29 protein-coding genes, 1 pseudogene and 1 riboswitch are annotated in these 24,088 nt (G+C 67.2%); of the genes and pseudogenes, 14 read left to right on the forward strand and 16 right to left on the reverse strand.

Translation table 11 applies throughout. From position 1 onward, the window contains the following. Nucleotides 1–49 precede the first annotated feature (49 nt). The 4 genes from WKC72_RS22460 (at nt 50) to WKC72_RS22475 (ending at nt 3,191) form a co-directional block, all read left to right on the forward strand. Entirely contained in the window at nt 50–928 is an 879-nt protein-coding gene (locus tag WKC72_RS22460) for a DUF4097 domain-containing protein (protein WP_370179258.1), read from the forward strand. Then, nucleotides 928–1,893 carry an ATP-binding cassette domain-containing protein gene (locus WKC72_RS22465; protein ID WP_370179260.1) on the forward strand — a complete coding sequence of 322 codons (966 nt, stop codon included), beginning with the start codon at nt 928–930 and terminating at the stop codon, nt 1,891–1,893. Before WKC72_RS22460 ends, WKC72_RS22465 begins: the two co-directional genes overlap by 1 nt. Continuing rightward, nucleotides 1,890–2,678 carry an ABC transporter permease gene (locus WKC72_RS22470; RefSeq protein ID WP_370179262.1) on the forward strand — a complete coding sequence of 263 codons (789 nt, stop codon included), beginning with the start codon at nt 1,890–1,892 and terminating at the stop codon, nt 2,676–2,678. The genes WKC72_RS22465 and WKC72_RS22470 overlap by 4 nt, the downstream gene beginning before the upstream one ends. 126 nt (nt 2,679–2,804) lie before the next feature. Continuing rightward, the gene (locus WKC72_RS22475; protein WP_009472745.1) at nt 2,805–3,191 is read left to right on the forward strand and encodes a hypothetical protein; all 387 of its coding nucleotides are present in this window, start codon (nt 2,805–2,807) and stop codon (nt 3,189–3,191) included. A gap of 11 nt (nt 3,192–3,202) precedes the next feature. On the opposite strand, the gene WKC72_RS22480 is transcribed toward WKC72_RS22475, so the two are convergent. Continuing rightward, on the reverse strand, nt 3,203–4,129 hold the full coding sequence (locus WKC72_RS22480) for an LLM class F420-dependent oxidoreductase (protein WP_370179265.1): 927 nt from the start codon (nt 4,127–4,129) through the stop codon (nt 3,203–3,205). Nucleotides 4,130–4,305: 176 nt separating this feature from the next. On the opposite strand from WKC72_RS22480, the gene WKC72_RS22485 reads away from it, so the two are divergent. After that, nucleotides 4,306–4,806, forward strand: a complete 501-nt coding sequence (locus WKC72_RS22485; protein ID WP_063748230.1) for a DoxX family protein — start codon at nt 4,306–4,308, stop codon at nt 4,804–4,806. A gap of 176 nt (nt 4,807–4,982) precedes the next feature. Here WKC72_RS22485 and WKC72_RS22490 read toward each other — a convergent pair. The 6 genes and pseudogenes from WKC72_RS22490 to WKC72_RS22515 form a co-directional block, all read right to left on the reverse strand. Next, a pseudogene (locus WKC72_RS22490) lies at nt 4,983–5,129 on the reverse strand (hypothetical protein); the annotation flags it as partial. A gap of 150 nt (nt 5,130–5,279) precedes the next feature. Continuing rightward, complete coding sequence (locus tag WKC72_RS22495; RefSeq protein ID WP_037233771.1) at nt 5,280–5,597, reverse strand: chorismate mutase; 318 nt, start codon at nt 5,595–5,597, stop codon at nt 5,280–5,282. A gap of 117 nt (nt 5,598–5,714) precedes the next feature. Further along, a complete protein-coding gene (locus WKC72_RS22500; RefSeq protein WP_370179267.1) occupies nt 5,715–7,118 on the reverse strand; it encodes a phenylacetate--CoA ligase family protein in 1,404 nt (467 codons plus the stop codon). Between the two features lie 154 nt (nt 7,119–7,272). Then, entirely contained in the window at nt 7,273–7,605 is a 333-nt protein-coding gene (locus tag WKC72_RS22505) for a hypothetical protein (protein ID WP_370179269.1), read from the reverse strand. Nucleotides 7,606–7,632: 27 nt separating this feature from the next. Then, nucleotides 7,633–8,364, reverse strand: coding sequence for a hypothetical protein (locus tag WKC72_RS22510; protein ID WP_370179271.1), 732 nt, complete (start codon nt 8,362–8,364; stop codon nt 7,633–7,635). A gap of 93 nt (nt 8,365–8,457) precedes the next feature. Then, a complete protein-coding gene (locus WKC72_RS22515) occupies nt 8,458–10,062 on the reverse strand; it encodes an AMP-binding protein (protein WP_370179273.1) in 1,605 nt (534 codons plus the stop codon). 60 nt (nt 10,063–10,122) lie between these two features. Between WKC72_RS22515 and WKC72_RS22520 the strand changes: the two genes are divergently transcribed. The 4 genes from WKC72_RS22520 to WKC72_RS22535 all read left to right on the forward strand — a co-directional run bounded on the left by WKC72_RS22520 (nt 10,123) and on the right by WKC72_RS22535 (nt 12,828). Then, nucleotides 10,123–10,452 carry a LuxR C-terminal-related transcriptional regulator gene (locus WKC72_RS22520; RefSeq protein ID WP_370179275.1) on the forward strand — a complete coding sequence of 110 codons (330 nt, stop codon included), beginning with the start codon at nt 10,123–10,125 and terminating at the stop codon, nt 10,450–10,452. Nucleotides 10,453–10,846: 394 nt separating this feature from the next. Then, nucleotides 10,847–11,512 carry a transglycosylase family protein gene (locus tag WKC72_RS22525; protein ID WP_370179277.1) on the forward strand — a complete coding sequence of 222 codons (666 nt, stop codon included), beginning with the start codon at nt 10,847–10,849 and terminating at the stop codon, nt 11,510–11,512. Between the two features lie 67 nt (nt 11,513–11,579). Continuing rightward, the gene (locus WKC72_RS22530; RefSeq protein WP_037233759.1) at nt 11,580–11,867 is read left to right on the forward strand and encodes a hypothetical protein; all 288 of its coding nucleotides are present in this window, start codon (nt 11,580–11,582) and stop codon (nt 11,865–11,867) included. A 127-nt stretch (nt 11,868–11,994) separates the two neighbouring features. Next, nucleotides 11,995–12,828 (forward strand): CoA ester lyase, encoded by an 834-nt coding sequence (locus tag WKC72_RS22535; protein ID WP_370179280.1) that lies wholly within the window; start codon nt 11,995–11,997, stop codon nt 12,826–12,828. Here the strand turns inward: WKC72_RS22535 and WKC72_RS22540 are convergent. Continuing rightward, a complete protein-coding gene (locus WKC72_RS22540; RefSeq protein WP_370179282.1) occupies nt 12,825–14,234 on the reverse strand; it encodes an MFS transporter in 1,410 nt (469 codons plus the stop codon). The genes WKC72_RS22535 and WKC72_RS22540 overlap by 4 nt on opposite strands. A 50-nt stretch (nt 14,235–14,284) precedes the next feature. On the opposite strand from WKC72_RS22540, the gene soxR reads away from it, so the two are divergent. Together soxR and WKC72_RS22550 are read left to right on the forward strand one after the other, a co-directional pair. Beyond that, nucleotides 14,285–14,725, forward strand: a complete 441-nt coding sequence (gene soxR / locus WKC72_RS22545; RefSeq protein ID WP_037233753.1) for a redox-sensitive transcriptional activator SoxR — start codon at nt 14,285–14,287, stop codon at nt 14,723–14,725. A 148-nt stretch (nt 14,726–14,873) separates the two neighbouring features. Next, nucleotides 14,874–15,176, forward strand: a complete 303-nt coding sequence (locus tag WKC72_RS22550) for a hypothetical protein (protein WP_037233751.1) — start codon at nt 14,874–14,876, stop codon at nt 15,174–15,176. 53 nt (nt 15,177–15,229) lie between these two features. Here the strand turns inward: WKC72_RS22550 and WKC72_RS22555 are convergent, their stop codons facing one another. The 4 genes from WKC72_RS22555 to WKC72_RS22570 form a co-directional block, all read right to left on the reverse strand. Continuing rightward, nucleotides 15,230–15,424, reverse strand: coding sequence for a hypothetical protein (locus tag WKC72_RS22555; protein WP_005246414.1), 195 nt, complete (start codon nt 15,422–15,424; stop codon nt 15,230–15,232). 68 nt (nt 15,425–15,492) lie between these two features. Continuing rightward, nucleotides 15,493–15,954: an Rrf2 family transcriptional regulator gene (locus tag WKC72_RS22560; protein WP_370179286.1), complete on the reverse strand. Its 462-nt coding sequence runs from the start codon at nt 15,952–15,954 to the stop codon at nt 15,493–15,495. Nucleotides 15,955–16,013: 59 nt separating this feature from the next. Beyond that, entirely contained in the window at nt 16,014–16,763 is a 750-nt protein-coding gene (locus tag WKC72_RS22565; protein ID WP_370179289.1) for an SDR family oxidoreductase, read from the reverse strand. A 224-nt stretch (nt 16,764–16,987) separates the two neighbouring features. Further along, on the reverse strand, nt 16,988–17,110 hold the full coding sequence (locus WKC72_RS22570; RefSeq protein WP_255221525.1) for a hypothetical protein: 123 nt from the start codon (nt 17,108–17,110) through the stop codon (nt 16,988–16,990). Nucleotides 17,111–17,331: 221 nt separating this feature from the next. Here WKC72_RS22570 and WKC72_RS22575 point away from each other — a divergent pair, with 221 nt between their 5' ends. Next, nucleotides 17,332–17,652, forward strand: coding sequence for a hypothetical protein (locus WKC72_RS22575; RefSeq protein WP_037233742.1), 321 nt, complete (start codon nt 17,332–17,334; stop codon nt 17,650–17,652). Nucleotides 17,653–17,722: 70 nt separating this feature from the next. On the opposite strand, the gene bla is transcribed toward WKC72_RS22575, so the two are convergent. Continuing rightward, complete coding sequence (gene bla / locus WKC72_RS22580) at nt 17,723–18,676, reverse strand: class A beta-lactamase (RefSeq protein ID WP_037233740.1); 954 nt, start codon at nt 18,674–18,676, stop codon at nt 17,723–17,725. A 147-nt stretch (nt 18,677–18,823) separates the two neighbouring features. Between bla and WKC72_RS22585 the strand changes: the two genes are divergently transcribed. After that, entirely contained in the window at nt 18,824–19,717 is an 894-nt protein-coding gene (locus tag WKC72_RS22585; RefSeq protein ID WP_370179292.1) for a LysR family transcriptional regulator, read from the forward strand. Then, nucleotides 19,714–20,622, forward strand: coding sequence for a serine hydrolase (locus WKC72_RS22590; protein WP_037233737.1), 909 nt, complete (start codon nt 19,714–19,716; stop codon nt 20,620–20,622). The genes WKC72_RS22585 and WKC72_RS22590 overlap by 4 nt, the downstream gene beginning before the upstream one ends. 5 nt (nt 20,623–20,627) lie before the next feature. Here WKC72_RS22590 and WKC72_RS22595 read toward each other — a convergent pair whose 3' ends face one another. From WKC72_RS22595 to cobG, 3 genes are read right to left on the reverse strand one after another with little or no spacing between them, the layout of a single operon-like run. Beyond that, complete coding sequence (locus WKC72_RS22595) at nt 20,628–22,130, reverse strand: precorrin-2 C(20)-methyltransferase (protein WP_370179295.1); 1,503 nt, start codon at nt 22,128–22,130, stop codon at nt 20,628–20,630. After that, nucleotides 22,127–22,753, reverse strand: coding sequence for a precorrin-8X methylmutase (locus tag WKC72_RS22600; RefSeq protein ID WP_370179297.1), 627 nt, complete (start codon nt 22,751–22,753; stop codon nt 22,127–22,129). Before WKC72_RS22600 ends, WKC72_RS22595 begins: the two co-directional genes overlap by 4 nt. Before the next feature lie 24 nt (nt 22,754–22,777). Then, entirely contained in the window at nt 22,778–23,911 is a 1,134-nt protein-coding gene (gene cobG, locus WKC72_RS22605) for a precorrin-3B synthase (protein WP_370179299.1), read from the reverse strand. A gap of 6 nt (nt 23,912–23,917) precedes the next feature. Continuing rightward, a riboswitch (cobalamin riboswitch) is annotated at nt 23,918–24,061 on the forward strand. The last annotated feature ends 27 nt before the right edge of the window (nt 24,062–24,088 follow it).

Below are 24,088 nucleotides of genomic sequence, written 5' to 3' on the forward strand. Positions count from 1 at the left end.
CGTCCGACCCGCACCGACTCTCGCCACCACCACATTCCGGAGGATCACCATGCCCACATTCAGCACCCCGGCACCGATATCGGCCACGATCGAGCTCGTCGTCGGTGACGCGCGCATCACGGCGAGCGACCGCGACGACACCGTCGTGGACGTCCGCCCCAGCGACGGCTCCCGGGAAGCGGACGTCCGCGCCGCCGAGCAGACCCGCGTCGAATTCTCCGCCGGCAGCCTGCTGGTCAAGGCGCCGAAACAACGTGGTCTCGGCCTGTTCGGCAAGACCGGGTCCGTCGATGTCACCATCGCGCTGCCGACCGGCTCCCAGGTCGAGGGGGAGGCGTCGGTTGCGACGTTCCGTGGCACCGGCCGACTCGGTGCGTGCCGCGTCACGACGTCGACGGGTGACGTTCAGCTGGGCGGCACGGGCGCGCTCGACGTGCACACCGGGGCGGGAACGGTCGTCGTGGAACACGTCGCGGGAGATGCGGACGTGAGCACAGGGTCGGGCAAGCTCCGACTCGGCGATATCGATGGCAGCGCCGTGATCAAGAACTCCAACGGCGACAACTGGATCGGCGCGATCGGCGGCGGACTGCGAGTGAAGACGGCCAACGGGGACATCTCCGTCGACGACGCACGCGCCGACCTCACGGCCGCAACCGCCAACGGCGACATCCGCGTCGGGCAGGTGGTGCGGGGCGCGGCGTCGCTCGAGACTGCGTGCGGCCGAATCGAGATCGGCATCCGTTCCGGAACCGCTGCCCGGCTCGACGCCCACACGTCCTTCGGGAAGGTGCACAACCACCTGGACTCCGTGGACGGCCCCGAATCGGTCGACGAGAAGGTCGATGTGCGTGCACGTACCAGCTTCGGCGACATCGTGATTCGCCGCGCGAATTCCCAGAAGTCAACCAGTCGAAAGGCAGAGTGATGACGGCGTCGACCACCACCCGATCAGCGATAACGGCCACCGGACTGCGAAAGTCCTACGGCGACAAGCTCGTGCTCGACGGTGTCGACCTCGACATCGGCGAGGGAACGATCTTCTCGCTCCTCGGGCCCAACGGTGCCGGCAAGACCACCATCGTCCAGATTCTGTCCACCCTCATCGATGCCGACGGCGGTGACATCCGTATCGCGGGTCACGATCTCGCCCGTGAGCCCGACGCAGTCCGCGCCACGATCGGTGTCACCGGCCAGTTCTCCGCGGTGGACAACCTCCTCACGGGCCGTGAGAACCTGATACTGATGGCCGATCTGCACCACCTGGGCCGAGATGCGGGGCGGGAGCGCGCCGCCGAACTGCTCGCGCAATTCGATCTCGCCGAGGCGGGCGCCAAGCCGGCCGGGAGCTACTCCGGTGGCATGCGTCGACGGCTCGACCTCGCGATGACCCTCGTCGGCGATCCCCGGATCATCTTCCTCGACGAGCCGACGACGGGTCTCGATCCGCGAAGCCGCCGCACGATGTGGCAGATCATCCGCGAACTCGTAGCCGACGGTGTGACGATTTTTCTCACCACGCAGTATCTCGAGGAAGCCGACCGGCTCGCCGACCGGATAGCACTCCTCGACGGCGGCAGGCTGGTCGCGGAGGGCACACCCGAACAGCTCGAGCGACTCGTACCGGGCGGTCACGTCACCCTGCACCTGACCGGTGCGGACGAACTCGACGCGGCCGCCCGGGTGCTCGGGGACGCGAGCCGGAACGAGGAAGCGCTCACCCTCCAGGTTCCCAGCGACGGAAGCGTGCGCGCGCTGCGGTCTCTGCTCGATCGGCTCGACCTCGCGTCGATCGAGGTCGAGAACCTGTCCGTCCACACGCCCGATCTCGACGACGTCTTCCTCGCGCTCACCGAGCGCACCGAAACCAGGAAAGAGAGCCTCCTCCGATGACGACAATCGGCTACGCGCTGACCGATTCGGCGACGATGCTGCGACGCAGCCTCCGGCACATGATCCGGTACCCGTCGATGACGGTGATTCTCGTCGGGATGCCAATCGTCCTACTGTTGCTGTTCGTGTACGTCTTCGGCGGCACGCTGGGAGCGGGACTCGGTGATCCTGCCGGCGGACGCGGTGCCTACGTCGACTATGTGGCACCGGGAATTATCTTGATGACTGTCGCCAGCGCCGCGCAGGGAACCGCGATCTCGGTCGCCACGGACATGACGGAAGGCATCATCGCCCGGTTCCGCACCATGGCGATCGCGCGCGTGTCCGTCCTGACCGGGCACGTCATCGGCAGCATGATCCAGACGTTGATCAGCCTCGTGGTGGTCGTCGGTGTCGCTGTGCTCATCGGCTTCCGGCCCACGGCCGCGCTCGGCGAGTGGGTCGCGGCGATGGCGGTGCTCGCACTGTTCACCTTTGCGCTCACCTGGCTGTCCGTCGCGTTCGGGCTCGTGTCCAAGAGAATCGAGACGGCGAGCAACCTCCCGATGGTGCTGGTCCTGCTGCCCTTCCTCGGCAGCGGATTCGTCCCCACCGACTCCATGCCTGCCGGCCTCCGCTGGTTCGCCGAGTACCAGCCGTTCAGCCCCGTCATCGAGACCGTTCGCGGACTGCTGCTCGGCGGGCCCATCGGCAGCAGCGAGGCGCTCGCGATCGCCTGGAGCGTCGGTATCGCGCTGTTCGGCTACCTGTGGGCGCAAAGACTGTTCAACCGGCGCACGAGCTGAACATTTCACCCGTGCCGGCAGGCAATCGCCGAGGTAGTCTTCCGATGCCGCGGTTTCGCCACCGATGATGCAGCCGCAGGTTACAGTCGGAACCGGTTTTTCCTTCTTCAGCAGGGTGGGATCGCGATGAACTTGATCAAGAAATCGGCAGCGTCGGTCCTCGTCGCAGCGACGGTGACACTCGGGGCGGGTACGGCCCACGCCGACCCGGTAGTACCGAACACGGGGACGCCGGCCCTGGCCATCCCCGGCAGGCACGAGGTCGACAAGCAGAAGGCCCTCGAGAACATGCTCAACGAGCTCGGCGTCGGCTGGGCCAACGGGGGAGCGGCCGGTACGGCGATCGGTGCGCTCATGGGTCTCGGCGTCGGGTGTATCTCGATGTTCCCCGGCAGTCTCGCCGGTTGCATCATCGGCACACCGATCGGGGCGATCACCGGCGCGATCGTCGGTATCGGACAGGGCAACCCCCGGGCGCAGCAGGCCATCCAGGAATACATCAACACGCCGTGAGTCGTTGTCCGTCAACTCTGTTCGCGGAGTAGACGGATCACGGGCGCGAACAGCTCCAGATACGGTTCGTGGACGGTGATGTACGAGAAACCGTAGCGCTCCCGATGGCGTCGGAGTTGCGCGGCCATCTCCGCCACGGTTCCGACGAGGACATACGGGGTGTCGAGGACGTCGTCGACCGTCATCGTCCCACCGAGCCGGTCCGCGATCTCGTTGGCCGCGGCCCGGCGGTCGTCCGTCTCGACGACCATCTGGACCAGCAGATGCCACTCGATGTCTTCGGCTCTCGCCCCGGCGTGCGCCCGCACGAAGCGAATTCGCTCGGCGGTCTCGTCCGCGGTGGCGAGTCGGAAGGTGCCCGGGGGTCGGCCCGGAATCTGAAATGCTCCCGCGACACCAACGATGTCTGCGTGTGCCGCCGCGATGCGCAGCACCCGGTCGCCGGTGCCGCCGATGATCAGCGGCGGGCCCGAGCCGCCGAATCCGCGCCGCTGCAACGGTCGTGGCAGGGCGCGGCCCTCGGGTAGCTCGTCGAGATCCGCGGTGAAGAAGGTGCGTAGGCCATCGACCATGTCCGACAACTGTTCGACCCGTCCGCCGAGGGCTTTCCATTCGATACCGGCAGCGTCGAACTCCCACTTCATGTGTCCGGCACCGAGTCCGATGTCGAGCCTTCCGTCGGTGAGGACGTCCGTCGTCGCGATCTCGCGGGCGAGGAGGGCGGCATTCCAGAACGGTGCGTTGAGCACCAGAGTTCCGACACGCAAGCGTGTGGCATCGGCGACGGCCACCAGCAGCGGAAACGGAGCGGGGGCGCCGAGATGGTCCGCGGCGAACACGGTGTCGTAGCCGGCGCTCTCGCCGAGCCGGCATCGGTCGAGAAGGGCGTCGCGGGATTCGAAGCCGAAGATGTTGAAGGAGAATCTGAAATCACGCATGGACTTCACGATGCACCCGAAGTGGCTCGGCCGGTGACCGAATGCAGTGAGTGAATCCGGGACCGCATGACGGTGAATGTGATGCTCGCCACAAATGGATGAGTTTTCCCACGTGGCTGTGTCGCACCGGCGTGGTCGAGCAACGATTAGGGCAGGCATGCCTTATCTTCTGCGATGTGACAACTAAGAGCATTTCACGCCTTCACGGCCCCAGTGTCGACTACGCCATCGCGGCTTTTCGTGTGGTTATCGGCTTCTTGTTCTTCTGCCATGGCACGTCGACGTTGTTCGCGTGGCCGACCGCACCTCATGGCGGGCATACCGCAGCGGTGGGTGCCTGGCCGAGCTGGTGGGGCGCAGTCATTCAACTCGTCTGTGGCGCCGCGTTGTTCCTCGGCCTGGGGACGCGGATCGCCGCGTTCATTGCCTCGGGTTCGATGGCTTACGCCTACTTCTGGAGTCACCAGCCGGACGGTGTCCTCCCCATCCAGAACAATGGTGAACTCTCGGCCATCTTCTGCTGGGCCCTGTTCCTGATGATCTTCCTCGGCGCCGGTGCTCTGTCGCTCGATCGCGTCATTGCTGGCGGTGGGCGCGCGGCGCAGTCGGACGACGTCGTCGATGGCACCGCCGGTGATCATGGACCTACCACCGAATCGCGTGAGGTGAACGCCTGAACAGCTTCTCGTGAGCCGGGGCGATGACGGTCATCCCCCGGAGGTGAGGTAGGCATCGACCGCTTGCTGGAGGCGGTCGAGGGCGGCACCGAACGCACTGAAGTCGCCCCGCCGCTGGGCGTCGCGGGCTGTTCGAGTGCCGCTTTCAGCTCGACAGCCGCGGCGGTCGCATCCGCCAGGACGTCGCCGTCGGCGATCGGGAGGGTCAGCAGGTTGCCGTACTGGATTCTGTTCGATCGTTCGAACAGGGTGCGTTCGGAGGCGACGCGGGTGTCGGAGATCATCGAGTTCTGAATCTGTTGCGGGCCTTGGGTGAGGGCGTCGCATCGTCGGCTCGCGTACACGTTCGGCACCACACGGAATGGGTGCCGCCCCGGATTGCCTCGGACATGCGAACAGTGCCCAGCGTCACGGAGACTGCTGGGCACTGCTCTCGTGCTCGGTATCGACCGAGGTGAGGGTTCTTGTTGCGGCTACCGAGTCCGGTACGTCGACGAGAAGGGTGGCCGCGCCAGGCGGAGCAGTTCCAGGGCCAGCAGCGAGCCTCGGGGTCCCAGTTCGTCCTGATATCGGCGGATCACGTCCGTCTCCCCGCCGAGGGCGACCATCGGTGCACCGGACTCGACCCGAGTTCGAGCCGCGAGCTGTGCGAGAGCGAGGCGGCGATTGACCGCGTCCAGGATCTCCGCGTCGAGGCGGGCGATCTCGGCGTGAACGCGTGCCAGATCTGTGCCGTCGGAGACTGCGCCTGCGGCGTTCTCGGTGACTGCCCCGAAATCGGTGTCCGTCATCGTTGCTCCTCGTCTGGGTGATCGTGTATGACCATCCTCGGACGGGAGCGACCGTGAAGACAGACACCCTGGGGTGGAGATTGCCGACCCCTGGGCGTGCCACGAGGCACTTGCGGCCTATCGCAGTGCGATGAACCGCTGCAGCTTCCCGCTCGCCTGATGACGTTGCAGTTGGTCGACGACCTCGATCCGCACCTGCGGATCGGACAACCCTTGCCGGCGCAGCGCCGCGGTGACGGCCGACGTCAGCGCGGAGACGTCGGGGTCGCCGACCGCGAAGATCTCCGCTCCGTCGGCCGTCTGCCTGACCTGGTACTCGGACACGCGCGGATCTGCGCCGAGGACGTAACGAAACGTGCTCGCGGGCACGGTCGTCGTTCCGTACCGGAAATCGTCGTCGCGCCGCCCACCGATGTCGGCGACGCGCACGAACGCGCTTCCGCATGCGCACCTATCCGGCAGCAGCATGACCTGATCGCCGAGGTCGTAACGGATGAAGGGAAACGTCCGGTTGGCCAGGCCCGTGGCGAGCGTTCGCGCCGCGGGCACATCGGCTGCAACCGGAGCACCACTCTCGTCGACACGCTCGAGCACAACCTCGTCCTCGCACACGTGCAGGCCCTCGCCGTATCCGCACCCCACGGCCTGCACACCGATCTCGGTCGACCCCCACAGGTTGTGGATCGGCGCCGACCAGGCGTCGCGGATGGCCTGCCGATCCTCGTCCAACAGAGGTTCGGAGTTTGTGCTCACCCGCACAGGGCTGATGTCGAGATCACCCGCCACTGCCGCTCGGGCAAGTCGTCCGATCACCGTCGCGTAGCCCACCAGGTGCGTGGGCCGGGCAGCGGCCACCGCGGCGACGACCTCGTCGAACGGTGCGCCCGCCGGGATCACGACGGTCTCCATCCCCGGTGCGGTCGGCACATCGAACAGTGGGGTGCTCGCATGCGGGGGGACGCCGGCCGCGAGTACGGCAAGTCGCGCACACGACGGGACCGACGACGCTCGCCGTTCCTCGCGCGCCTGGACCCTCCAGGCAAGGCACGCCGCCGAAACGTAGAACTGCCAATCCCAGACGTAGACGCCCCGGACACCACTCGACCCACCCGAGCTGAAGATCTGCTCGTCGCCCGGCGTGTACGAAAACCACTGCTGCTCGGCCAGAATCCGTTCGGCCCGTTCGCGATCGAGGTTGCGAACCGTGACGATCGCATCCCACTCGTCCTGCGCGTCCTGCTTCGTCATCATCGGCAGCGACGCCAGGTCGGTGAGCGAGGCCGAGGACGGATCGAGACCACGAAGTCTCCGGGCATGAAATGGCGACCGCTCGCGTGCGTGCGCGAGCAGGGCCCGCAGCCGCTCGATTCGGTAGCGCTCGATCTGTTCTCTCGACCAATCCAGGCGTCCCATGTGATCCTCGAGGGCGGCCTGCACCGCCTTCACCTGGCCGGCGCGCACACGCGCGTACGCCGTGTGCTCCGCGTCTTCAGACGCACTTCCGGGAACCGATCGGGACATGAAGCCCTCCGCATCACGGTGGTTCGGCGCACCACGTTCGTACGTACCCTTCCGAGTTTTGCACAACCGTACCCTTCCGAGTTTTGCACAACGACGCACCGGCCGTCAGGCACGTGCGCGAACTTAGCTCGGTGCCCACAAGTCTCCCAGCGGGTCAGCCCCGCCGGCCCGGGGGTAGATCTCGTTGTATCAAGCGGAGTTCCGTGGCTGGGATGACACCGGGGAAGAAGTAGTGGCCCTCTGGAGATTGGATCAGGTCGTCAGCGTTGATCCCGTGGACCTCCCACACGTCGACCGCCCCTCCCGTGTTGTTCATCCGAATGAACCAGTCGCGTTCCCACTCGTCGGCGGCGAGAAAGCAACCCTCCTGCTCCGGCCGCCGACTGCTGGCGATACCGGGGGCAGCACCCATTCGGCTCCAGTCCAAGCCGTAGCGCGAAATGGATGCACGATTCTGCACGGAGGTGACGTGGTAGCGGAGAGGCATCGTCCCAACGTAACGGGGCCCGGGCCTTCAGAGTTCGGCGACCGGTGCGTGTTCGTCGGTGCGAACCTTTCGCAGGAGCCGTTTCAGTGTTCGGGAGTCCCTCCACCCGAACGATGTGCGGTCTGTGGCGCGGCGGTGGAGCATGTCGGAGATTCGTGCGGGGACGACCACCCGGTGTCTCGCCGCACTTGCTACGACCTCGACGACCGCGCGCTGGGGCCGGTCGTCCTCGAGCGCGAAGCCCGTGTCGTGCAGCGCCGCGGGAGGCAGTGCCGGCCGCAATGCCGAGATCACCTCGTAGGCAAAGGCGTTGAAATCTTCTCTGCCGAAGGCGTTCGTGAGGGTGACCGTGGCAACCGAACCGAGCAGTTCCTTCTCGCGGGCCAACCGGGGGAGTTGCCGTTCCCAGTCGGGCGTCGAGGTGATGCCCGCTCCGGCGACCACGCCGACTGCGCCGAGGGCTCGCACATGGTCGATCCACCCGTGCGGGGGCACGACGACACCCTCGAAGAGAACGTCCGTGTCGTCCTCGATCAGCAGGGTGCGCCCGTCGACCGATCGCAACGACAGCACTGCCGACGTCAAACCGTCGACGCCATCGAAGACGGGGCCGGGATCCCGCCATCCGCGTCCCGCCAACGTCCGCAGTAAGGGTTGCTGCGTGTCGGGTTCCACGCTGTAGTCGAGCGCCACGATCGGTGTAATTCGCTGGTTCGCTGCGTGGTAGATCGCGATCGCGTCGACTCCTGAATCCCCCATGGATCGTTACAATGCCATAGAAAAAGTCCGACTGGAAGGTTTGTTCTCCCTTTTCGCGTGTGAGTCCGCGCCCACGCGCTGCCTGCGAGGCAGTCAATTCGAGTTTCGAAGTTCGAACTTGAGGACCTTCCCGGTCGGGGTGCGGGGGAGTTCGAGGGGAAAGACGATCTCGTCGGGGACCTTGAACTTCGCGAGGCGCCCGCGGGTGTGCTCGACGAGTTCCTCAGCCGTGACCGTGGCCCCCTTCCTCACGATGACGAATGCCTTGGGCCGCTCACCCCACTTGGGATGTGGGACACCGATGACCGCGACGTCGAGTACGGCGGGATGCGTTCTCAATGCTTGCTCCACCTCGATGGTCGAGATGTTCTCGCCGCCGGAGATGACGATATCCTTCGCGCGGTCCTTGAGCTGGATGTAGCCGTCCGGGTGCAGCACGCCGAGATCGCCCGTGTGGAACCAGCCGCCGGCGAAGGCTTCCGCGGTGGCCTCGGGGTTGCGGTAGTAGCCGAGCATGACGTTGTTGCCGCGCAGCACGATCTCGCCCATGGTCTCGCCGTCGGCGGGGACGTCGGTCATCTGCGCGTCGACGACGCGGGCGTTCTCCGCCTGCACCATGCCCACGCCCTGCCGGGACAGCAGGGATGCGCGTTCCTCGGCGGTGCGCTCGCTCCACGACTCCTGGTACTCGCAGATCGTGTACGGCCCGTAGACCTCGGTCAGCCCGTACACGTGGACGACGGTGACGCCGATCGCCTCCAACTGGGCGATCACCGTCGGTGACGGCGGCGCCGCGGCGGTGGTGATTCGCAGTGCATCGACCGGATGCGCCTGGGGCGCTTCGGCAATGGTGGAACACACGGCGGGAGCGCCGCACAGGTGAGTGACCCCGAGGGTGTCGATGGCGTCCCAGATCGCGTCGGCACGCACCGCGCGCAGGCAGATGTGCGTGCCGGCGGCCTGCGTGACCGCCCACGGGGTGCACCAGCCGTTGCAGTGGAACATCGGCAGCGTCCACAGGTATTTGGTGGACCCGGTGAAGCCGTTGTGGAACGTTTCGCCGAGGGAATTGAGGTATGCGCCGCGGTGCGTGTACATCACGCCCTTCGGTTTCCCCGTGGTTCCGGACGTGTAATTGATCGCGATCACCTGCTGTTCGTCCTCGACACCCCAGTGCAGCGGGATGTCGGCCACGTCGTCTGCGGCTGCGAGGAAATCGGCGTACATACCGGTCGCGATCCCCTCCGGGACCACCGGCCGCGCGATCGTGGAGTCGGGGATCTCGATCACCTCGCGCAGACTCGGAACGGCATCGCGGGCGGTCGCGACGGATCCGACCAGTTCAAAGTCGACGAACAGCAGGCTCGTCCCGGAGTGCTCGAGGATGTACTCCAGCTCGCGGCCCGCCAGTCGCGAGTTCAGCGCGATGAAGACGCCACCTGCGAGGGGCACCGCGAAGTGGGCGAACAGCATCTCGGGGGTGTTCGGGCACAGGAACGCAACGCGGTCCCCGGGCTCGATCCGGCTCCGCAGGACCCGGGCGAGTCTCTCGACCTCGTCGCCGAACTCGCGATAGCTGTAGCGTCGGTCGCCGTGAATGACGGCGACCCGGTCCGGGAACACGGTCGCCGAGCGCTCGAGGAAGCGCAGCGGGCTGAGCGGTGTGTGGTTCGCGGACGAGAGGGTCGGTCCGGACACTGGAACCTCCGAGATGTGGTGAAGGTGCTCTGACGGGCGATACACGCCCAAGACGACGTTATGGAACATCACGCCGGCACCGCTACCCTCCGAGGTGGGAATGCCGAATATGAGAGTGCCGGTCAACGACACGTCGAGACCCAGCGACACCGACGCGATCCGCGCCGAGCCGACCGGCTGTCGCTGAGCATCGAGACCGTCACGTCGTACATTCGCAATCTGATGGGCAAGTTGGAGATGCGCAGCAGTCGGGAGTCCGTCGTGGACGCCCGGCGACGGGGTTTGCTTCCCTGCCCGGTCACCGTCCCGGTGGGTGAGTCCGAGATCCCCTGCCTTCGAGGGCTGTTCATCTCGTTTCGAACGGGACATCCATGCAGGCTGCCGCGGTGAAGACGGGGTGCGGAGGGTGCGCCGCGCGGGGTCGTGTCGAAATCGAGACCACGCAGCAGGGCGGGAATGGGTGAGGCGCTGGGGCATTCGTTCGCCCGTGCCGACGTATTACGGAATTGTCACGACATGACGTCGAAAAGGTATCGAAACCTCAGAACAGCACAATTTTCACTCGCGTTTCTCAATAGTCGAACATCCGTACCTTGTTCATGCCGTGTGAATTTCGGGAGGAGGCCACGTTCGGGGGCCCGCCGCTGCAGATCTGCCGACGCGGGTTCGTAATCCCGACACCTTCGAGGCGCGGGACGAGGCACCGAAAGGGATGGCTGGGCCGACAACCGAGGCGTTGTCGCCGGCACGCCGCGTCCGCAAGCGCGGAGAGGATTGAGCCAGCATGACCACTCGCAACATGGAGAAGCACACCCTCGGCTGGATCGCCCTGATCGGCGCGGTCGTCACCGTTCTGCTCGGGTTGGGCGCCGGAACCGCCGGAGGCGCTCCGCACGACTGGGAAGAAGTCGCCGAGTGCGAAAGTGGCGGCGACTGGACCACCGACACCGGAAACGGTTTCTACGGCGGACTGCAGTTCACACCGGAAACCTGGAAAGCCAACGGCGGAACGGGCGTGGCCTCGGAAGCCAGCCAGGCCGAGCAGATCCGGGTCGCCGAGAACGTCCTGAAAACCCAGGGCCCCGGCGCGTGGCCCGTGTGCGGACAGTATCTGAAAAAGGGCGGCACAGCGCCCGTCGAGGTACCTCACACCACGCCGGCACCAGCACCGGCAATCGAGACTCCGGACATTGTTGAGACGCCGGACATTGTTGAGACGCCGGACATTGTTGAGACGCCGGACGTTGTCGAGACGCCGGACGTTGTCGAGACGCCGGATGCTGTCGAGACTCCGGACGTTGTCGAAGCGCCTGCGACCGTCGACGATTCCGCCGCGGTGAAGGCGGCGGTGAAGGCGGCCGCCCAGGAGGCGCTGAACAGCGCACGTGAGCTTGCCGAGCAGAACGGGTCGGGTCAGGTCTTCGAGGAGCGGGCGTCGGCTCCCCGGTAACGTCCGACGGTTCTTGTGCGAACTAATCACACAGAACTGTCGTGTCGTCGCCTACGAAGGAGATCTCGTGCAGAAGAAGTCCGCTCGACGTACCGCAGCATTGGTCGGGATCGTGGCCGCGCCCCTCGTCCTCGGGGCCACCGTCGGTGCCGGCACCGCGAGTGCCGAACCCTGGCACATCGGTCCCGTCTACCGTGCCGAGACGTCGGGTGAAGGCGCGGAATATTTCTGCGGGAAGGCGGCGGCGCTCGAACAGACGTCGGGAGTCGTGATCGTGCCGTGCACGTTCGATGAACCGACCAACGTCTGGTACCGCGTCGTCTTCAACCCGGTCTCCTGGGACCTCGACTTCTGAGGTGGACTGCAGGGATCGGAGCCGCACCTGACGAAGCGGTGACCGGGCACGGTCGCCGCACTCCGCTTCGTCGAGTGCGTCGCCTCTCGGCCCAGCGCAGACTTCTCGGTATGGCCGAGGGAAGAGCATGAGTGTCGAGACAGCCCAGCGCAGCGAGGCCGACCTCGCAATGGCGCGGAGTTGGCTTCTGGTTCCAGCAGGCGGTGGCGGGGTCCTCGCGGCGGCGGCGTCCGGCGCCGACGCGCTGATCATCGACCTCGAGGACGGCTTGCCGTTCGCGGCGAAAGACGAGGGGCGCGTCTGCACCGCCGAGTGGCTCATGGGGAATGCGGGTTGGGTGCGGATCAACGACGCGACCACCCCGCACTGGCAGCGCGATCTCGACGCGATCCGCGGCCTGCCCGGGCTGCGCGGGCTGATGCTGTCGAAAACCGAATCGCCCGAACAGGTGCGGGATACCGCCGCCGAGATACCCGGTGTTCCGGTGGTCGCCCTCGTCGAGTCCGCGGCCGCGATCGTGGCCGTCGACGACATCGCTCGCACCGCTCCCGTCTCTCGACTCGCGTTCGGGATCGGCGACTACTGCCGCGACACCGGTGCCGGGCGAACCCCGATGGCGTTGGCGTACGCCCGATCCCGGCTCGTCAATGCGAGCCGGGCAGCCCGGATCGGAGCCCCGATCGACGGGCCGACGCTGTCGCGTGACGCCGAGGTCGTCCGGGACGACACGCGACTGGCACGGGAGATGGGGATGACCGGAAAACTGACGCTCGCGACCGAGCAGGTGCAGGTGATCAATACCGCGTTCGCACCCGACTCGAATGACATCTCGTGGGCCGAAACGACGATCGAGCGTCTGGGTGCGGACGGTAGCCGTGTCACTCACGGCGGGCATCCGCCGCAGCTCGCGCGGGCCCACGACATCCTCCGTCGCGCAGACCACTTCGCGTCGCAGGCCTAGGACGGTCCGGCGACGTCGTGTTCGGCCTGCCGGGTCGCGCGGTACGCGGTGAACACGCCGGCCGCCGCAATGACGCCGAGGCCGAGGAAGAGCACTCGTGCCGAGGTGAGGGTCGAGGGCGCACCGAGGTTGACCAGCACACCGGCGACGGCCGATCCGACGGCCATGGCGATCAACTCGACCGTGTTGAGCCCGGCCGCGGCCTTGGCCCCCTCCTGCTCGTCGTCGGTGCTCCGCATGGCTGCGACCATCAAGTGAGGGAAGGCGAGGCCGATCCCGGCACCCGCGGCGGCCAGGGCGCCTGCCCACAGAATCACCACGCCCAGTCCGGCGTCGTCACGCCAGAGCGCCGCGGTGAGGAGCAGGCCGGCGGCGAGGATCAGTGGTCCCGCGATTTTGGCCGCCGTCTGCGCACGTGGGCGGGTGATGTCGGAGCTGAAGATCATGGTCACCGACCATCCCACCGACATCATGGCGCCGAGGAATCCCGCGGCGAACGGAACCAGTCCGGCGAGCCGTTGACCGAACAGGGGTGTGAAGGCCTCCGACACGGTGCCGGACGCGAGCACCGCGATGGTGAGATAGATCCACTTCAGCGACGACCCCCGGGTGTACGTCGACTGCGGCAGCACACGGCGCGGTGATCGCCGCTCCCAGGCCAGGAAGAGAACGATGAACGCGGCGCCGACCGCGATCAGGGCCAGCATGTGGGTGCGGTTGCCGAGGATTCCCGCCACGCTGATCGCAATCGTGGCGAGGGTGAGCAGTACGAGTGACGTGGCAGGCACGGGTTCTCCGCCACGCACACGCTCGGTGCGCGGCAACGCCCGGGGCGCGATCGCGGCGATGGCGGCGGCGACCACCGCCAGCGCGACGAATGCGAGACGCCACTGGCCGAGTTGGGCGAACAGCCCACCGATCGCCGGTCCGGCGAGAGTTCCGACGCCCCACATGGCCGAGACCAGCGCGGTCGCGCGGGCCCACAGATGTTCCGGGAGCGCCTCGCGCAGTACGGCGTAACTCAACCCCGCGAGCAGGCCCCCGCCGAGCCCCTGGACCGCACGTCCGACGAGGAGCACTTCCATCGACGGGCTGAGGGCGCAGATCATGCTGCCGGCGAAGAACGGAGCCAGAGCGAACAGATACGCACCGAGCGCCCCTCGATGCGCGAGCAGCCGGCTGACGGTCATCGACGAGATCACGGACGCCACCATGAAGACGGTCGCACTCCACGCGTACAGCGATTCACGCCCGAGTTCACCGATGGCGGTGGGCAGCAGGCTCGTCGTCAGAAAGATGTTGACGGCGTGCAGTCCGACGCCGCCGGCGAGGACGGCGGAGGTGGAGCGGTAGCGGGGTCCGAGCAGTTCGGACCAGGTGGCCGGTGACGGGGCGGTCGTTGTCATGCACTCCACGCTAAAATCTCGAGTGGACTCGAGGTCAAGGGGATGATGCGATGTCTTTGGATCCGAAGGACCTGCTGTCGGTAGGGGAGGTGTCCCGTCGGACCGGTGTCGCCGTGTCGGCACTCCACTACTACGAGCAGCTCGGACTGATCGCGTCGACGAGGACGTCCGGGAATCAGCGCCGGTACGAACGCCACATGCTCCGGCGGATCTCGCTGATCGTGGTGGCCAAACGGCTCGGGATTCCGCTGGCGGACGTGGGAGCGGTATTCAAGACGCTACCCGCCGACCGGATGCCGTCGATCCGCGACTGGCAGCGCGTATCGAAGCTGTGGCGGGTGCAGCTCGAGGATCAGCGCAAGCGAATCGAGCGCCTCGAACACGAGCTCACCGGATGCATCGGGTGCGGTTGCCTGTCGATGAAGGCGTGCTATCTCCTTAACCCCGAAGATCAACTCGCGGTGGAGGGTTCGGGTCCGAACCGGCTCTGAACGGATCGCGATCGCTCCGTGAGGGTGGGTGATTCCACTCCCATGGGTGCCGCAAACGCCCCCGAGGGTTGGTTCAGTTCGGGCGCTTCAGTGGGCAGAGTTGTCCCTGTCAACGAAGCACTATCCCACCACCCTTTGGAGATACTGAATGATCAACGCCCGCCGCACCATTGCCGCCATCGCTTTCGCTGCCCTTCCTGTTCTGAGTGCCTTGGGGGCGGCGTCCGTTGCGCATGCCGAGCCGATCGGCCCGAACGGGCCCACCGGTGGCCCGTGCCCGATCGTGAACACGGACTCGCAGGGCAACGAGACAGTGACGTACGGCAAGCCCGGAGACCGCAACGGCGCCCTGGTGTGCGGTGCGGACGGTGAATGGACGGTGGGTAAGGCCGGCGGCTTCAAGGGTGGTCCCGGGCAGATTCAGACTCAGCCCGGACTCTCACGCGGCTAACGTGAGCTTGAACGCGCTGGGTTGAACGTTCTCGGCGGGCTTTGACGGACGGGTCAGAGGTATTCGTGCCGGTGTCCGCATTCGAGGCCGTCGGGCGCCGATCGTGGGCATCGATTCATGCAGTGGAAGACGCGATACCGCTTGCCCGGGGGCAGCGACGCGAAGCCCGCATGAGCGTCCTTGATTTCGTATCCGATCGGACCGCGGCAGAACGAACAGGTCTTGGTCTCGTCGGTTCCGGTCTCCATCCATCGATCGTAAGGCGGTTCACGGTGGGGAAGTCGGGAATCTCGCGTTCCGTCTGCCGCGGGTGACCTCACGTCTCGGATGTCGCCAAGATGTGTTTGAGGACGGCGAGGTCTGTCGTCGCGCCGAGGTCGGCGATCGTCACACCCGATAGTGATGCGCGCCAAGCCTGTTCTGCACCGGCCATGACTTTCGCGATGCCGCATGCGGAGAGGCACTGCTCGGGAGGGGCGGCGAGCACTCCTTGCCTGCGGATCTCGGTGCATCGAAAGGCGGGCTCGGTTCCGTCGACGGCCTGGACGACGTCGAGGACGGTGATGGCCTCGGGTTCGCGGGTCAGGACGTATCCGCCATCGCGGCCCTCGGTGGGGTGGACGAGGCAGGCACGTGCGAGCGACTGCAGGTGCTTGGCGAGGTATGTCTTCGACACACCGTGCAGTTCGGCCAGCCGGGCCGTGGGTACCGGACTCTCGGCCTGGCTGAGAACCACGCAGCAGTGAAGTGCCCACTCCACGCCGCCGGAAAGCTTCATGGCCACGACTCTATCCACGCCCCTGTGTCGGTGTTGCGGAGTGATACTGCATCATCGTTTCAGGCGTGTTCGCGCAACCAGTCGTCCAGCGTGGTCGGTGCGATCCAGGCGTTGGCGCCGGGTGTCGGAGTGATCGCAGCGTCATCGAGCTTGGCGCCGAAATAGCCGGCGTCGGGGTCCGTCGTCACGGTCCGCTGGTCGCCGGTCGAGGCGAACAGCCGTCGAACGAGTGCGTCGATGCCGAGCGATTCAGGCCCGGCGATCTCGACCGTGCCGCCGAGCGGTGCACCGACAGCGACTTCCGCTACCCGGGTGACGACGTCGTGCGAGGCGATCGGCTGAAGGTGTGCCGGGGTCGCATGAACCGTGTCGCCGACAGTGCCTGCGTCGGCGATGCCGGCGATGAACTCGAAGAACTGCGTCGATCGCACGATCGAGTAGGGGATGGGGCCCGACTTGACCAGATCCTCCTGGGCGACTTTGGCGCGCATGTATCCGGAGGCGGGAAGCCGGTCGGCGCCGACGATGGACAGGACGACATGGTGGCCGACGCCTGCCGCCTCTTCGGCGGCGAGCAGGTGGTTCGTCGATTCGCGGAAAAAGGTCAGGACGTCGTCGTCTTCCCAGGACGGCGAGTTGGTCAGGTCTACGACGACGTCGGCGCCCTCCACGGCCTCCGCGACGCCCTTGCCGGCAGTGGTGACGATGCCGTCGCCGCGACCGAGTGCAACGACGTCGTGACCGGTCTCGGTCAGCTTCGATGCGACCTGACTCCCGATGAGTCCGGTTCCGAAAATAACGATCTTCATGCCCGTCTCCTAACTTGGATTTATCTTGTCCTAGTTTACTTGGATGGTAGGTATCCGAGTCAAGGCACGGGGAGACTCTGTGCTGGTCTGGCGGGGTTGGCCTCGTTCTCGCGGGCCGGCGGTGTACGCTTCAAATCTTTTCCGGCGCAGGGATTATGTCGCCCTTCATCGCCAACTGAGTACGTTGTAGGCCAGGCGCGGTGTCGCGACCCTTCAATGCGACTTCAGCCCTTCCTCTTTCGGATGACCTCCGTCGACTCCAGGGCCTTCGCCCGCTTCTCCGCCCGGCGCTCCTTCAGGGCGCGGGCGGACTGTTTCGAACTCTTGACGGCGGATTTGTCAGCCATTGTCGCTCCATCTTCGGAAGTGGCAACCACGAACTGATCCCGACCATACCCAGGAAAGTAGATAAGTCCACTTCGGCATCCGACCCGAACCGTGGTGCCGAGCTGGAAGCATCACTTCCGTGAGATCCCAAGAACCGCAGTAACGCTCACGAACTTGCTTATTCCTGGGCGGTGGCTATGGTGCATGCAAGCATCAACGGCATCTACCGGAGGACTGAAATGTGAATGCAGCTACCGATCGTCAATGGGCGGTTCGTGACGCTGTTCTGCGTTGGCTTCTCGCGAAGACCACGGAAGGGTACCGAAGTCCGATTCTGGACGCGGATGCCATCGGTGAGACCGTCGGCTGGGCGCCCTCGCCGCTGACCCGGGACGAGGTGGCCGATGCGTCGAATTACCTCTACCGGGAAGGGTATGTGACAGGGGTGCCGGTGATGGGTATCGGAATTCCGCGCCCGATGTTGACGGTGACCGGGCGGCGCGTCGCCAAGACGGAAAGGCCTCTGCGCCGGGCGATGCGCGGTCACGACGTCGTGAGCTAGCGACAACTTCGGCGTCGGGGGAGTCGGGCCGTCACAGGTCGGCCCGCTCCCCGCGCCTTGCTCAGATGACTCACGGCGCAGTCAAGCTTTCGACGACGGCCGCGGTGGTGTCGGCGATCGCCTGGTTGTTTCCCTGCGCGTCCTCCTGATTCGTGAGGCTGTCGGTGAGGATGGTGAGGACGACGGGTGCGCCGTCCGGACTCCACGCGACACCGGCATCGTTGGCGGTGCCGAATCCGCCGCCACCGGTCTTGTCGGCGGCAGTCCATCCGGTCGGCAGACCGGCGCGCATTCGCTTGTCCGACGTCTTGCTCGCCCGCATCCACTCGAGAAGCTGATCGCGGCTCGCCGTGTCGAGGGCGTCTCCCAGGAGCAGTGCCCGGAAACCCTGCGCGAGGCCGTTGGGTGTCGTCGTGTCCCGGGGATCGTCGCGGAATGCGGTGTTGAGTTCGGTCTCCCACCGGTCCAGTCGCGTGCTCTCGTCCCCGATGTCCCGGGCGAGGGCGGTGATCGCCTGCGGCCCGCCGATCTCCCGGAGCAGGTAGTTCCCGGCGGTGTTGTCGCTCTGCGTCAACGCCGCTTCGGCGATCTGCCCCAAGGTCATCGGGGTGCCGACCGCCGCGGCGGTGACCGGTGAGTTCTCGACGAGGTCGCCGGGTTCGACCACGACCGTCTTGTCGAGTGACGTCGACCCGTCCTCGGTCTTGCGCAGGACCGCCGCGGACGCGTAGGCCTTGAACGTCGAGCACATCGCGAACCGTTCGTCGCCCCGGTGGCTGTAGACCTCGCCGGTCGCGGGATTGACCGCCGCCACTCCGATCCGCGTGGAGTACTGCGCCTCCAAGGCGTCGATCGTCGCGTCGAGGGACCGGTGATCCGGTGCCGCGGCCACCGACGTCGTGGGCTGGGCCTGCTCCGCGGTGGCCGTGCACGCCCCGAGTAGCAAGGGCAGAGCCACCGCGAGAGCAACGGCACCGCGACGACCGGTGCGCCTGGGGTTCGGATGATTTCGGTATGTGGGCATGGACCCAATGTCGGATGCGGACGCTCATAGCGCAAAGACGCAAGCGGCGTCGTCGCGAGTCGGGCGGGATATCGCCCCAGTTCAGGGCAACGATTTGTGCCCGGTAAACGGTGGCGTCGCCCGATGGGGGCAGTCGGAACTGGTTCAATGGTCGCCATGGATCTGCTCCGCCACCTGAGTTTCTTTGTCGCCGTTGCGGAAGAGGGACACTTCGGCAACGCCGCATCGCGACTCGGCATGACGCAGCCGCCGCTGTCGCAGGGAGTGCGGCGGCTCGAACAGCGACTCGGCGCGGAGCTGGTTCAGCGCAGTGCCCGAGGAGTCGGGCTCACCGACGCCGGACGCCAATTGCTTCCGCGTGCGCGGCTTCTCGTCGCCGACGCGGCCCGATTCGAGGACGAGGCGCACCGCATCGCCGGCGGTCGCGATGCGGTGGTGCGCTGGGGTGTCCCGCACTCGGTGGCCGACGGTGTCGTGGTGCGCTGTGTCCGTGCCCTTCGCGACGCGGACGAGTCTCGGACCACCCGGGTGGTGACGACGACGGCGTCCACCACTGAACTCGTGGACGCCGTCCGCACGGGCAGTCTCGACGTGGCCGTGGTCGAACATCCCGCTCTGCTGACCGGTCTCGACAGCGGCCCGGTGCTCAAGCTTCGGCGATGGGTGGTGGTGCCGGACGACCACCCGGCGGCGGTCGCGAAGAAGGCGCAGGTCCGGATGCTGCGCGGGCTTGCGTTGGCCACCGGTCCTCGCTCGGACAATCCGCCGGCCCACGACCTGTTCGTCGACCTGTGGCGGGCCCGGGGGCTGGACCCGGGCATCGTGGTCGCACCGGGTCCGCGAGAAATTCTCACGCACGTGGCCGCAGGCGGTCACTTCGGCGTGACGGCGACGGCACCCACGGTGATGCCGGGTGTGGCCTGGGTCGATCTGCTGCGCGAGGACCTCGCGCTGCGCCTGCGCATCGTCTGGCGCTCCGGGTCCGACGTCGCACCGTCCGCTGCCGCCCTCGACCGGGTGTTGTTCAGGGCCGATCGATGACCCCGTCGGCGGAAAAGGCCATCCGTGACGTCTTCGCCGACGCCGGGTGCACCGGATGGCTGCACGCCCGCCGCGTCGGGACCCCGACCGAGGACGGGGGTGACATCGCGGTCGGTGCGGACGACCTCGTGGTGCTGGCGTCGGTCTACAAACTTCCGCTGCTCGTCGCCCTGTGCCGCGCTTTCGAATCCGGGGAGTTGTCGCCGACCGCGACCGTCCGGGTGAATCCGGCCGACTGCACCCCGGGGCCGACCGGGGTGTCGACGTTCCATGACCCTGTGGTGCTGAGCTGGCGGGATCTGGCGCTGTCGATGATGACCGTGTCCGACAACGCCGCCGCCGACCTCGTTCTCGGGCAGGTGGGACTGGAGAGCGTCGAGCTGGCACTGTCCGAGTTGGGCATGACGAGCACGCGGATCATCGGCGGCACAGCGGATGCGCACCGCAGCCTGGTGATCGACGCCCACGCGCACACCACCGCCGAAGCATTCGCGGCGCTCGCCGACAACGACGAGGCGTGGACGGTGTCCGCCTACGACCCGTCGTATGCGAGCGCGACGACCCCGCGGGAGATGACTTCGCTACTCGACGCGATCTGGACCGGACGGGCGGTGCCCGGGCCGCAGGGCGAGTTCGTCCGGCACGTGATGTCCGCGCAGATCTGGCAGCACCGCATCCGATCCGGGTTTCCGTATTCCGAGGTGGACGTGGCCGGAAAGACCGGGACCATCGGCGCCATCCGCAACGAGGTGGCCGTGGTGACGTTTCCCGGTGAGACTCCCGTCGCTGTCGCCGTCTTCACCCGCGCCGCCCGAACCGATCCCGTGCTTCCGGTGGTCGATGCCGCAATCGGGCATGCCGCCCGGATCGCGGTGACCGAACTCCGCTCCGGCCGCGTCGAGTGAGGTACTCAGCCCGGATAACGCCGGGGCGTGAACACCCTGGTCCCGTGTTCGTTCTCGACGACGGTCGTCATGGACGAGCCCACGATGAGCAGGCACCGCATATCGATCTCTGCCGGGTCGAGGTCCGCGAGCCGCACCACCCGCACCGACTCCTGCGCGCCTGCCACGTCGCGGCCGATGATCACCGGGGTGTCGGGGGAGCGGTGCTCGAGAACCAGGTCGCGCATCGCGGCGACCTGCCACGTGCGTGACTTCGATGCGGGGTTGTAGACCGCGAAGGCCATGTCGGCGCTCGCGACCGCCGAGATGCGCTGCGCCACCACGTCCCACGGTTTGAGCCGGTCCGACAGGGACAGGACGGCGTAGTCGTGCCCGAGGGGTGCGCCGACCCGGCTCGCGACGGCGTTCGCGGCGGTCATACCGGGCAGGACGCGCACGGGGACGCCGCGCCACTGCTCCTCGGCCGCGACTTCCAGCACCGCGGCGGCCATCGCGAACACACCCGGGTCGCCGGACGACACGACGGCGACGCGGGCACCGTTCTTCGCCAGGTCGAGAGCCATCGCGGCGCGTTCGGCCTCGACGCGGTTGTCACTGGAGTGACGGCGCTGGCCCGGACGTTCGGGGACACGGTCGATGTAGGGGCCGTAGCCGACGAGGTCGGTGGCGAGCGACAGTTCGTGCTGCACTTCCGGTGTCGTCCAGGCCTGGTCGCCGGGACCGAGCCCGACGACGACGAGTTCGCCCTTCGGTGCCGCATCGTCGCGGCGGGCGTTCGACGGGCTGGGAACGATGGCGATCGAGAAGTAGGGGACATCGCTGTCGGAGACGTCGTCCGCGGCGTCGATCTTCTGCCGCGTGGTGCTGGCCCGCTCGACGTACCACGTTTCGTCGATGCGGCCGGAGTCCTTCAACGCCTGCCGGACGGCCGGGTAGGTGCGTCCCAGTTTCAGGATCGCGGCGGCGTCGGTCTCGCGGAGGCGCCGCGTCAGCTCGCCGCGCGGCAGGGTTCCGGGCAGGACGGTGAGGATTTCCTCGCCCTCGACGAGGGGCATCGCGAGCGCGGCGGAGGCGGCGCTGATCGACGTGACCCCAGGAACCACCTCCGCCTCGAAACGCTGCGCAAGCCGCTTGTGCATGTGCATGTAGGAGCTGTAGAACAGCGGGTCGCCCGCGGCGAGGAGCGCCACCGAACGACCGGCGTCGAGGTGGGCGGCGAGTCGCTGCGACGCCTCCTCGTAGAACTCGTCCATCGCCCCCTGATATCCGCCCGGGTGGTCGACGGTTTCGGTGGTGACTGGGTAGACGAGGTGCTCCTCGATCTGGCCCTCACGCAGGTACGGCGCCGCGACCGCGCGGGAGATGCTCTTGCCGTGCCGGGCGCTGTGGAACGCCACCACATCGGCCTCGGCAATGACCCGCGCGGCCTTGACGGTCACCAGTTCCGGGTCGCCCGGTCCGATGCCGACGCCCCACAGTTTGCCGGTCACGCGCTCTTCGGAGCTCATTCGACCTCGCTCGCAATCGCATTCAGCGCCGCAGCCGTGATGGCACTGCCACCGCGGCGGCCGCGGACCACCAGATAGTCGAGTTCACTCGCGTGCTCGATCAACGCTTCCTTCGACTCCGCCGCACCGATGAAACCGACCGGACCGCCCACGATCGCGGCAGGCCGGGGGGCACCGGACTCGATCATGTCCAGCAGGTAGAACAAGGCGGTCGGGGCGTTGCCGATCGCGACGACGGCACCCTCGAGTTTGCTGCCCCACAATTCGAGCGCGGCCGCCGAACGGGTGTTCCCGATCTGCTCCGCCAGCACCGGGACCCGGGGGTCGCGCAACGTGCAGAGCACCTCGTTGTCCGCCGGGAGACGCTTCCGGGTCACGCCTGCCGCCACCATCTGCGCGTCACACAAGATCGGGGCCCCGCCCGCCAACGCCGCGCGGGCCGCCTTCACGACACCGGGCGTGAACGCGACGTCGTCCACGAGGTCGACCTGACCGCTCGCGTGGATCATGCGGACCACGGCCTGCGAGACGTCCTCGGGAAAGGCACTGAGATCCGCCTCGGCGCGGATCGTGGCGAAGGACTGGCGGTAGATCTCCGCGCCGTCTCGGATGTACTCGATCATTCGCTCACGATAGAGGCACCGCGGTCACGGCTCCTCCACCCGGTAACCCGTCTCCGTGGCGACGACGTCGGCGACCTCCCCCTTGGGCCGCCCGCAGCACCGCTCGCAGCCCGACCAGTGCTGTCGGCCCTCCACCGGGAGTTCGCCGCTCGCGACGGCGTCCCGCGCGTCGGACCGCACATCGGCGAGCGCCTTCTCGCATCCGGGCTGCCCGGTGCAGGCGCTGACGGTCAGCCAGGGTGAGTTCTCGTCGAAGATCAGACCCATCGGGGCGAGGACCCGGACCACCTGCTCGGCGGACCACTCGTCGAGATCGCACAGCAACACCGATTTCCACGGTGTGACGATCACCGGCTTCTCGACCGCGGCGAGGAACTCGGCCAGTCGGGCGTCGAGGATCCCGAATGCGAGACCGCCGCCGAGGGTCACGTTGCCGTCCAGTTGGTCGAGCCACCCGATCGGCGGCCGATGCTCGTCGAACCCGCTCACCGGGTCGGCAATCGGTGCGAGCGTCAAGGCCGACAGGGTCCGTTCGACCCCGTCGGGGATCTCGGACAGCCGCCAGTGCTGATCGCGCAGCTCCAGGAAGACGCGGGCGGCGTCGAGGAGCACCGTCACCGATTCCGTCGTCGTGATCCGGGCGCCGGTGTCGCGACCGGCGAGAACCAGGGCGACCTCCGTCTCGCTCACCGCATGGACGCCGAAGTCGCCGCCGAGCGCCGAGACGTCGCCGCGCCCGTCGTCGAGGGTGAACAGGGTGCGGCCGGGGAGGCCCGCCAACGCCGAGTCCGCGCACAACGTCCGGTCGAGTTCGTCGACCAGATCCCTCAGGTCCGCGAGACCACCGATCCGGCCGGTCAGCGGCGAGGCGAGGATGTTGCGGACCCGTTCGTGCGTTTCCGACGGCAGGAGACCCGCGTCGGCGAGACGGCGGGCGAACTCCTGCGGCTCGCGGACCGCCCGCAGTTGCGCGTTGCCGCGGGATGTCAGTTCGATCTCGCCGTTCCCGAGGTCGCGGGCCGATTCCGCGAGGGTCTGCAGCTGGGTGGAGGTCAGCACACCTCCAGGGAGGCGGACTCGGGCGAGTGCACCGTCGGCGGCCTGGTGGACCTGCAGCGCGCCGGGGCATGCATCGGGGCGGGAACGGGAGTCGACCATGGTCCCAGGTTACGTCCGGCCCCGGGTAGCATCACCAGCACTTGCGACAGCAGGTGAGGAAGCCGGTGAAAGTCCGGTGCGGTCGCGCCACTGTGAGCCCTCCGAAACCGGTGGGCGAGCCAGACCCTCACCTGCCGTCCTCCGACCTACGGTTCCGTACAGAACCACCGCCACGGG

The organism is Rhodococcus wratislaviensis (assembly GCF_041228765.1).
Lineage (GTDB): Bacteria > Actinomycetota > Actinomycetes > Mycobacteriales > Mycobacteriaceae > Rhodococcus_F > Rhodococcus_F wratislaviensis.